Annotated in this window: 10 protein-coding genes and 1 pseudogene; 1 reads left to right on the top strand and 10 read right to left on the bottom strand. The window is 70.1% G+C overall.

Translation table 11 applies throughout. The features are described 5' to 3' along the window. From VGO10_RS03050 to VGO10_RS03005, 10 genes and pseudogenes are all read right to left on the bottom strand, one after another. A pseudogene (locus VGO10_RS03050) lies at positions 1 to 323 on the bottom strand (hydroxymethylbilane synthase); the annotation flags it as partial. Then, positions 320 to 1,681, bottom strand: a complete 1,362-nt coding sequence (gene hemA / locus VGO10_RS03045) for a glutamyl-tRNA reductase (RefSeq protein WP_327465020.1) — start codon at positions 1,679 to 1,681, stop codon at positions 320 to 322. The gene hemA and the pseudogene VGO10_RS03050, both read right to left, overlap by 4 nt. Positions 1,682 to 1,733: 52 nt before the next feature. Beyond that, on the bottom strand, positions 1,734 to 1,934 hold the full coding sequence (locus VGO10_RS03040; protein WP_327465018.1) for a hypothetical protein: 201 nt from the start codon (positions 1,932 to 1,934) through the stop codon (positions 1,734 to 1,736). After that, the gene (locus VGO10_RS03035) at positions 1,935 to 2,663 is read right to left on the bottom strand and encodes a cytochrome c biogenesis protein (RefSeq protein ID WP_327465015.1); all 729 of its coding nucleotides are present in this window, start codon (positions 2,661 to 2,663) and stop codon (positions 1,935 to 1,937) included. It abuts the gene before it with no gap. Positions 2,664 to 2,683: 20 nt separating this feature from the next. Next, on the bottom strand, positions 2,684 to 3,385 hold the full coding sequence (locus tag VGO10_RS03030; protein WP_327465013.1) for a heme exporter protein CcmB: 702 nt from the start codon (positions 3,383 to 3,385) through the stop codon (positions 2,684 to 2,686). Next, on the bottom strand, positions 3,382 to 4,065 hold the full coding sequence (gene ccmA, locus VGO10_RS03025) for a heme ABC exporter ATP-binding protein CcmA (protein WP_327465011.1): 684 nt from the start codon (positions 4,063 to 4,065) through the stop codon (positions 3,382 to 3,384). Before ccmA ends, VGO10_RS03030 begins: the two co-directional genes overlap by 4 nt. Continuing rightward, positions 4,046 to 4,528, bottom strand: coding sequence for a MogA/MoaB family molybdenum cofactor biosynthesis protein (locus tag VGO10_RS03020; RefSeq protein ID WP_327465009.1), 483 nt, complete (start codon positions 4,526 to 4,528; stop codon positions 4,046 to 4,048). The genes ccmA and VGO10_RS03020 overlap by 20 nt, the downstream gene beginning before the upstream one ends. A gap of 28 nt (positions 4,529 to 4,556) precedes the next feature. Further along, the gene (moaC, locus tag VGO10_RS03015) at positions 4,557 to 5,033 is read right to left on the bottom strand and encodes a cyclic pyranopterin monophosphate synthase MoaC (protein ID WP_327465007.1); all 477 of its coding nucleotides are present in this window, start codon (positions 5,031 to 5,033) and stop codon (positions 4,557 to 4,559) included. A gap of 11 nt (positions 5,034 to 5,044) precedes the next feature. Next, on the bottom strand, positions 5,045 to 6,112 hold the full coding sequence (locus VGO10_RS03010; protein WP_327465005.1) for a Fic family protein: 1,068 nt from the start codon (positions 6,110 to 6,112) through the stop codon (positions 5,045 to 5,047). 84 nt (positions 6,113 to 6,196) lie between these two features. Continuing rightward, positions 6,197 to 6,943, bottom strand: coding sequence for a bifunctional precorrin-2 dehydrogenase/sirohydrochlorin ferrochelatase (locus VGO10_RS03005; protein WP_327465003.1), 747 nt, complete (start codon positions 6,941 to 6,943; stop codon positions 6,197 to 6,199). Between the two features lie 27 nt (positions 6,944 to 6,970). Here VGO10_RS03005 and VGO10_RS03000 point away from each other — a divergent pair, with 27 nt between their 5' ends. Next, on the top strand, positions 6,971 to 7,783 hold the full coding sequence (locus VGO10_RS03000; protein WP_327465001.1) for an oxygenase MpaB family protein: 813 nt from the start codon (positions 6,971 to 6,973) through the stop codon (positions 7,781 to 7,783). Positions 7,784 to 7,812 lie beyond the last annotated feature (29 nt).

Raw genomic sequence — 7,812 nt, 5'->3', positions numbered from 1 at the left:
CCGACGCGGGCGCCGCCGGGCAGCGCGTCCAGGTCCGGCGCGCCCACCAGCGCGTCGCGCGGGTCCTCGCGCGCGGGCACTGCGAGCAGCTCGAGCCCGTCGGCCAGCACGGCGGGGACGTCCTTGGCCGAGTGGACGGCGAGGTCGATCGCGCCCGACTCCAGCGCGTCCTCGATCGTGTCGATCCAGCGCGCCTTGTCGCCGGCGATCCCACGATCGCCACTGGTCGTGATCTCCACGATCTCGGCGCCGCCGCCGAGCGCGGCGGCGACCGCGTGCGCCTGGACGAGCGCCAGCGCGCTGCCGCGCGTTCCGAGCTTCACTGCCCGGCGCCGCGGCGGCGCAGGGGATGAACGTCGGCCTGTGCGGCGTCGTCTGCGGCGGAATCCGATCCCGCCCGCCCATCGGTGATGCCCTCGGCCAGGCCGAAGAGCTCGCGCGCGAACTGGACGCGGCCGTGGCCGCCGTCGCGGTCGACAGACTTCAGGCGGATCGTCGGCTCGTGCAGCAGGCGCGCCATCAGCGAGCGGGCCAGCGCCTCGATCCGGGCGCGGTCGCGCGCCGACGCGCTTTCCCAGCGGCCCTCGTTCTCGGCCAGGACCTGCTCGACGATCGCGTCGCCGTGCTCGCGCAGCGCGGCGATCGTCGGCATGACGTCGAGCGTGCCCATCCAGCGGGCGAAGCGCTGGATCTCGTCCTCGACGACCGCCTCGGCCTGCGCGCGCTCGTCCTCGCGGACCTGGCGGTTGCGCGCGACGACGGCCTGCAGGTCGTCGATGTCGTAGAGCGTCACGCCCTCGAGCTCGCCACAGGCGGCCTCGATGTCGCGCGGGACAGCGATGTCGATCAGCAGCAGCGGGGCGCCTTCGCGCTCACGCATGACCAGCGCCAGCTCGTCGACGCCGATGATCGGATGGGGCGAGGAGGTCGAGGCGACGACGATGTCGGCCTCGATCAGGCGGTCGGGAAGATCGTGCAGCGAGGAGACCGAGCCGCCGAAGCGCTCGGCGATCGAGCGGGCGCGGTCGGCGCGGCGGTTGGCGACGAAGATCGTCCGCACGCCCTCCTCGGCCAGCGCCCGTGCGGTCAGCTCGCTGGTCTCGCCGGCGCCGATGATCACGACGTCGCGAGCGGCGAGTTCGGGGCCGATCAGGTCTCGTGCGAGGCCGACGGCGACCGAGGAGACCGATGCGCGCCCCTCGCCGAGCGTCGTCTCGGAGCGCACGCGCTTGCCGGTCTGCAGCGCGGCGGTGAAGAGGCGGTTGGTCAGCGGGCCGGTCGTTCCGGCCTCCAGCGCGGCCTCGTAGGCGCGCTTGGCCTGGCCCTGGATCTCGGCCTCGCCGACGATCATCGACTCCAAGCCGGAGACGACGCGGTAGAGCTGGCGGGCGGCGTCGCAGTTGCGCGGCGCGTACATCGCGTCGGTCAGCTCGGTCGGGCGCGTGCCGGCGCGCTGGGCCAGCCGCGAGAGCAGCTCGCTCTCGGCGCCGACGGGGTCGCCGACGAGGTAGATCTCGGTGCGGTTGCAGGTGGAGATCGCGACGGCCTCGCGGATCGCGTCGGTCTCGACGAGCTCCTGGCAGAGGCGTTGCGCCTCGGGCATGGTCAGCGCCAAGCGCTCGCGCACGGCGACCGGGGCGGTCTTGTGCGAGATGCCGAGGCAGAGGAGCTCGCCGCTCACGCGAATACCTCCGGCGTTTCGCGCTGCAGTTGGCGATGCGATGCGCGAGCCCTCATGCCGGGGTCTCCTCGCGCACGCGCGGCGGCTCGGTCGCCTCGTCGGCGACCAGCTCGTTGATCTCGACCACATACCGCTGCACCTTGACCAACTTGTAGGCCATGATCCCGACGTAGATCAGCAGCAGCGCCAAGAACACCAAGTAGGCGGCGGCGACGTAGCCGGCGTTGTCGGGAAGCGTGGTGGAGGCGAGCATCTAGCGGACCTGCAGTTCGGGAGCGGCGGAGCGGCGGGCGCGAACGCCGTCGTCTTCACCGAGCTTGCGCCGCAGCGCACGCAGTTGCGCGACGGTGTTCTTATGGGCCATCTCGTACTGCCAGAGCAGCACGTACAACAACGTCATGCCGATCAGGCAGACCAGGAAGGCCGTGGCCATGTGCGGTGGCAGGTTGCCGGTGCGGTCAAACGTCCGCGGGTGCACGGTCTGCGTGGCCGCGCGTACGGCGATGAAGTTCAACGGCACGAACGCGCCGGCGGTGATCGCGAAGACCGAGGCGTAGCGCGACTGACGTTCGCGGTCCTCGATCGAGAAGCGCAGCGGCGTGTAGGTCGCGTAGAGCAGGAAGATGATGAGGAAGCTGACGAGCGTCGGCTCATCCCACACCCACCAGTGACCCCACGAGGCCTTGGCCCAGATCGCGCCCGTGAGCAGGACGCCGACGCCGAGGATGACCGAGACGTGGATCGCGACATACGAGCGCAGGTCCCACTTCGAGTCGCTCGTGCGCAGGTGCATCACCGCGCAGATCCCGCCGAAGACGAAGCCGCAGAGCGCGACGATCGCCATCGGGACGTGGAGGTAGAAGATCTTCTGGAGGAAGCCCTGATCGGCGTCCATCGGCGCGTAGAACGCGGCCAGGGAGTACCCGGTGATCATGGTGACCACGGTCGCGACGGACAGCGTGAGAAGGCGGTTGCCGGACATCTGCGTTACCTGGCTCGGGCTCAGTCCTCGAGCAGGAAGTCGAAGACGGCGTAGGCGAGAAGCCCGAACACGAGATCATAGAGCCCGAGGATCGCCAGCCAGCGCCCGGGGAGCGCCGCCGCGCCCGCCGCGGCGAACGTGGGCGCCAGGAGCTTCGCCGTCCCGATCACCACCGGCAGCAGCAGCGGCAGCGCGATCAGGGGCACGATGAGGTCGCGCGCGCGGGTTTGGATGGCCAGGGCGCCCACCAACGTGCCAACCACGGCGATGGCGATATCGGCCAGCGCCAGCGCCACGACGGTCTGGCCGAGCACGGCGCCCGTGAGGTTGGGATCGAGCAGCATCAGCGCGAAGGCGGGCACCGCGATCAGCTCGAGGATCACGAGGAACGCGCCGAGCGCGAGCGCCTTGGCGACGAGCATCGCGGTCCGGTCGACGGGCGCCAGCAGGAAGCCGTCGAAGCCGCTCTCCTCCTGGTCGGCGACGAAGAGGCGGTTGATGCCGAGGATCGCGCTGAACAGCAGCGTCACGGTGAGGACGCCCGCGGCCAGCGAGCCCTCGACCGTGTTGGCCTGGAGGCTGAAGTGAAAGACGACGAGCGTCGTCACGCTGAACAGCGCCATCGCAGGGATGACCTGGAAGGTCCGCAGCTCCAGCCGCAGCTCCTTGCGCAGCAGCGCGCCGACGGCGGCGCGCGTGGAGGGCGGCGTGGGCGCGGTCATCGATACAACGCCCCGATCGCGTCGCGGTCGACGTCGCCGGCGGGCGCCAGCAGCTCGGTGCGCCCGGCACGCAGGCCGAGCGCGAGGTCGGCGCCGTGCAGGCCACCGACCGGGTCGTGGCTGGTGACCACCCGCGTGCGCCCCGATGCCGCGCCGATCAGCGGCTCGACCAGCTCGGCGGCGTGCGGGTCGAGGTTGGCGGTCGGCTCGTCGAGCAGCAGCAGCTCGGGGTCGTGCAGGACGCAGCGGGCGACGGCGGCGCGCTGGACCATCCCGCGCGAGTAGGTGTGGACCGGGTCGTCGGCGCGGTTGCGCAGGCCGACGGCGTTGAGCAGCTCTTCGACGCGCTCGTGCGGGGTGCCGTGCAGCCGGGCGTGGAAGCGCAGGTTCTCGCGCGCGGTGAGGTCGCGGTACAGGAGGCTGGCGTGGCCGAGGAACCCGATGCGGCCGCGGACGGCCCAGCCGGCTTGCGGGAGCTCGGAGCCCAGGACGGTCACGCTGCCGGCGTGGGGTCTGAGGAGCGTCGCGAGGACGCGCAGCATCGTCGTCTTTCCGGCGCCGTTGGGGCCGAAGATCACGAGCGTCCGCCCGGTCTGGAGCGTCAGCGAGACGTCGGCGAGGGCCTCGCGGTCGCCGTAGCGCCGCGTTAGCCCCGCCAGCTCAATGGCTGGGTTCGCCATCTTGGCGTTGCAGCGTGCCCACGGCGTGCTGGAGCACCGGGGCGATCACGGGGAAGAGCTGGCCGATGGCCTTCGGGCTGCCAGGGAAGTTGACGATCAGCGTGCGGTGCGCGATGCCCGACACACCGCGGGAGAGCATGCCCATCGGCGTGTGCTTGGCCGATTCGGCACGCAGCGCCTCGGCGATCCCGGGGGCGTCGCGCTCGATCACCGCGCGGGTGGCCTCCGGCGTGATGTCGTCGGGCGTGAAGCCCGTGCCGCCGGTGGTGAAGATCAGCGCGAAGCCGTCGTCGACGTAATGGTGCAGGCGATCTTCGATCAGGGCGTAGTCGTCGGGGACGACCTCCATCGCCTCGACGTCGGCGCCGGCCTCCTCGGCCAGCTGTGCCAGCAGCGGGCCGGACTCGTCCTCGCTCGCGCGGCGCGAGACGGAGGTCGAGACGGTCAGCACGCAGGTGCGCATCGTCTCGGAGACTAGAACCGCGCGGCGTTCAGCGCCGCCACGTGCCGCTCGCGCCGCCGCTCTTCTCCAGCAGGACGACCTCTTCGATCGCCACGCCACGCTCGACGCCCTTGACCATGTCGTAGACCGTGAGCGCCGCGACCGAGGCAGCCGTCATCGCCTCCATCTCGACGCCCGTGCGCGCGGTGACGCCCGCCGACGCCGTGATCGTGACCGTCCCGGCCTCGACATCCACGACGCCGTCGACGTCGACGTGGTCAAGTCCCATCGGATGGCAGAGCGGGATCAAGTCACCCGTCTTCTTGGCCGCCATGATCCCGGCGATCCGCGCAACGCCCAGCACATCGCCTTTCGGCGCATCCCCGGCCGCGACGATCCGCGCCGTCTCCGGCTTCATCCGCACCACCGCCCGCGCCACCGCTCGGCGCTCCGTCACCGGCTTGCCACCGACATCCACCATCCGCGCATCACCATGCTCGTCGAGGTGCGTCAGGCGGTCGGGCATCTAGGCCGACTCTAGCCCTCGTCGATCCGTGTCCACACAGCGGACCGGCCGCGACCGACCTGCAGCACGCCGTCGTCTTTGAGGCCATCGGCGGCGTCGCGGATCGTGGCGGGCGAGATGTCGGGCAGCGCGTCGAAGATCTGTGCCAACCGGAAGGTCCGCGGCGCCTGGGTCAGGATGTAGTTGCGCGCCTGCTCGTGCTTGGTCTGGCCGACGAGCTCCGCACCGGCCGCGATCTTGCGCTCGAAGTCGTCGTAGGCGTCGGCGATGATCTGGAGCAGGTACCGCGTCCATGGCCAGACGTCGTGCCCGCCGTCATGCCAATGCGCTTGGCTCATGCGCAGGGCCGCGTAGTACGTGTTCTTGCTCTCGAAGATCCGCTGTTCAATGCTGACGTAACGCGTTACTCCCCATCCGCCGCGGAGGAGCTCGTGGGTGGTGAGCAGGCGTGCGATGCGGCCGTTGCCGTCTTGGAATGGATGGACGGCGAGGAAGTCGAGGATGAGGGCGCAGACGGCGAGCAGGCCCGGGACCGCTGCGTCGGTGATCACCTCCTCATAGCGTGCGACGAGCTCGTTGAGATGCCACTCGGTCTGGCCGCCGGCAGGGACGGTCTTGAAGATCACTCGCACGCGTCCGCCCGCGCGCTCGCCGATGAGGTTGTCGCTCGTCTTGAGCTTCCCCGCGAGCGGATCGCCGGTGTGCTGCATGAGCAGTCGGTGCAGATGCAGGAGCAGGGGAACGGTGAGCGGCTCCCGCTCCCCTTTGGTCATTAGGTAGTCGGTGGCGTCGCGATAGCCCACGAACTCGAGCTCGGAACGGTCCCGATACGCCCCGGCTTTGTCCGGGTCTCGCAGGAACTTGAGCGCACGGTCGTCGTCGACGAACACGTTCTCGATCGCGCTCGACGCGGTGATCGAGTCAAAGCGGGTTTGGGCTGCCAGACGCTCAAGCACCTGCGGTGCCTGGCTGCGGTAAAGCCCCTCCCGTCCGCGACCCAGCTCGATGCGTCCGAGCAGCGTGACCACGTCGAGCGGCGGTGCGTCGAGCGCGGCGTGAATGTCAGAGAACGAGCGCAAATCAGGTAATCGCGGCTTATCTTGCCACTTTTAGCCGATTCCTTGCCACATTCTTTTGGGCCGCTCGACGGCGGCCGGGGCCCTCTAGGCCGTCGCCGGCGCGTACTGCGTCTTGGCGCGCTCGATGATGTCGAGCAGCTGTGCCTCGTCGCCTGCGCGGATGAGGGCGATGGGGTCGGGTGAGCCGTTGACGATGGACTCGAAGAAGTCCTTGCGGTCCTGGTAGGTGGGCAGCGTGCCCTTGGCCCAGCCGCGGACGTCGTTGAGCATGATCGCCAGGCGGGCGTAGTCCTCGCCGAACTGGGCGGAGATCTCGCGCTTCATGCGCTTGGCCAGCGCGGGGGATGCGCCGGCGGTGGAGATCGCGATGGCCAGTGGGCCGGTGCGGACGATCGCCGGGAGGATGAAGTTGCACAGCGGCGGGACGTCGACGATGTTGACCAGCATCGCGCGGCGCTCGGCGTCCTCGTAGATCGCGATGTTGGTGTCGGTGTCGTCGGTGCAGGCGATGACCATGAAGATGCCCTCGAGGTCTTGCGGTCCGGCGTACTGGCGCTGCTCCCAGCGGATCGAGCCCTCGCGCGCCAGCTCTTCCAATTCTGGCCCGATCTCGGGCGAGATCACGGTGACGTCGCCGTCGCAGGCGAGCAGGCCCTCGGCCTTCTCCAGCCCCAGCGCGCCGCCACCGATGACCAGGCAACGCCGCCCGCGCAGCTTCAGGCAGGCGATGTAGAAGGGCGTGTCCAGCATGTCGCGCACGCAGGTCTGGTCACAGACCCCGCGCTTGAACTGGCAGACGCATTCCTTCCCTTCATAAGCAGCGGCAGGCATCTCGAACAGGGTAGACGGCCGTACCCTGTGACAGAGATCACGATGGCGCCCTCGTACTTCACCGACGACTCTCTGCTGCGGCGCGTTCATCGCGAGAAGGTCGTTGCGCTGTCCGGCCCGCGCGCGCTGCTGATGATGGCCGCGCATCCCGTGGCGTTCGAGGGGTTCTTCATGGCGACGGGCTCGCTCGACGATCCCTACAAGCGCCTGCGGCGCACGGCCGAGGTGATGGACGTGATCGCCTGGGGTCCAAAGGCCGAGGCCGACCGCAAGACCCGGCGCGTGCGCGCCATGCACGCGCGGGCGTCCGGGGTCCTGCCCCACGACGCTGGCCGCTTTCCCGCCGGCACGCCATGGGCGGCGGATGATCCGGAGTTGTTGTTGTGGATCATCGCCTGCCTGGTCGACTCGGCCGTCATCGTCTACGAGCGCTACGTCACCGGGCTGAGCGCCGCCGAGCGCGACGCCTACTGGCAGGACTACCGCATCATCGGCCGGCTCTTCGGCTTGCGCGACGCCGACATGCCCGCGACCTGGGACGACTTCGAGGCCTACATGTCGGCCATGCGGCGCTCGGGCGACCTGCACGTGACGCCGACGGCGCGCGAGGTCGGCATCGAGGTCGTGCTGCGTCCGCCCCTGCCGCTGAAGGTCCGGCCGCTGGTCGAGCTGGCGAACTTCATCACCGTGGGCCTGCTTCCGCGCGGCATTCGCCGCGGCTACGGCTTCTCATGGGATCCGGCGCGCGCGATCGCCCTGCGCGGCGGCGCCGAGTACGTCAAGCGCGTGCTCGTGCCGCTGCTGCCGTCGAGCCTGCGCTACGTGCCGGCGGCCGCCTGAGGCGCGACCGGCGCGGGCTCCGCGCCAGC

The organism is Baekduia sp. (assembly GCF_035996765.1).
Classification (GTDB): Bacteria; Actinomycetota; Thermoleophilia; order Solirubrobacterales; family Solirubrobacteraceae; genus Baekduia.
This window is presented reverse-complemented; position numbering and strand designations above follow the sequence as displayed.

What these genes read in the sequence shown, in the direction of transcription:
- VGO10_RS03040 (WP_327465018.1), bottom strand. Translation starts at nt 1,934, where the DNA reads ATGCTCGCCTCCACCACGCTTCCCGACAACGCCGGCTACGTCGCCGCC.
- VGO10_RS03035 (WP_327465015.1), bottom strand. Translation starts at nt 2,663, where the DNA reads ATGTCCGGCAACCGCCTTCTCACGCTGTCCGTCGCGACCGTGGTCACC.
- VGO10_RS03030 (WP_327465013.1), bottom strand. Translation starts at nt 3,385, where the DNA reads ATGACCGCGCCCACGCCGCCCTCCACGCGCGCCGCCGTCGGCGCGCTG.
- ccmA (WP_327465011.1), bottom strand. Translation starts at nt 4,065, where the DNA reads ATGGCGAACCCAGCCATTGAGCTGGCGGGGCTAACGCGGCGCTACGGC.
- VGO10_RS03020 (WP_327465009.1), bottom strand. Translation starts at nt 4,528, where the DNA reads ATGCGCACCTGCGTGCTGACCGTCTCGACCTCCGTCTCGCGCCGCGCG.
- moaC (WP_327465007.1), bottom strand. Translation starts at nt 5,033, where the DNA reads ATGCCCGACCGCCTGACGCACCTCGACGAGCATGGTGATGCGCGGATG.
- VGO10_RS03005 (WP_327465003.1), bottom strand. Translation starts at nt 6,943, where the DNA reads ATGCCTGCCGCTGCTTATGAAGGGAAGGAATGCGTCTGCCAGTTCAAG.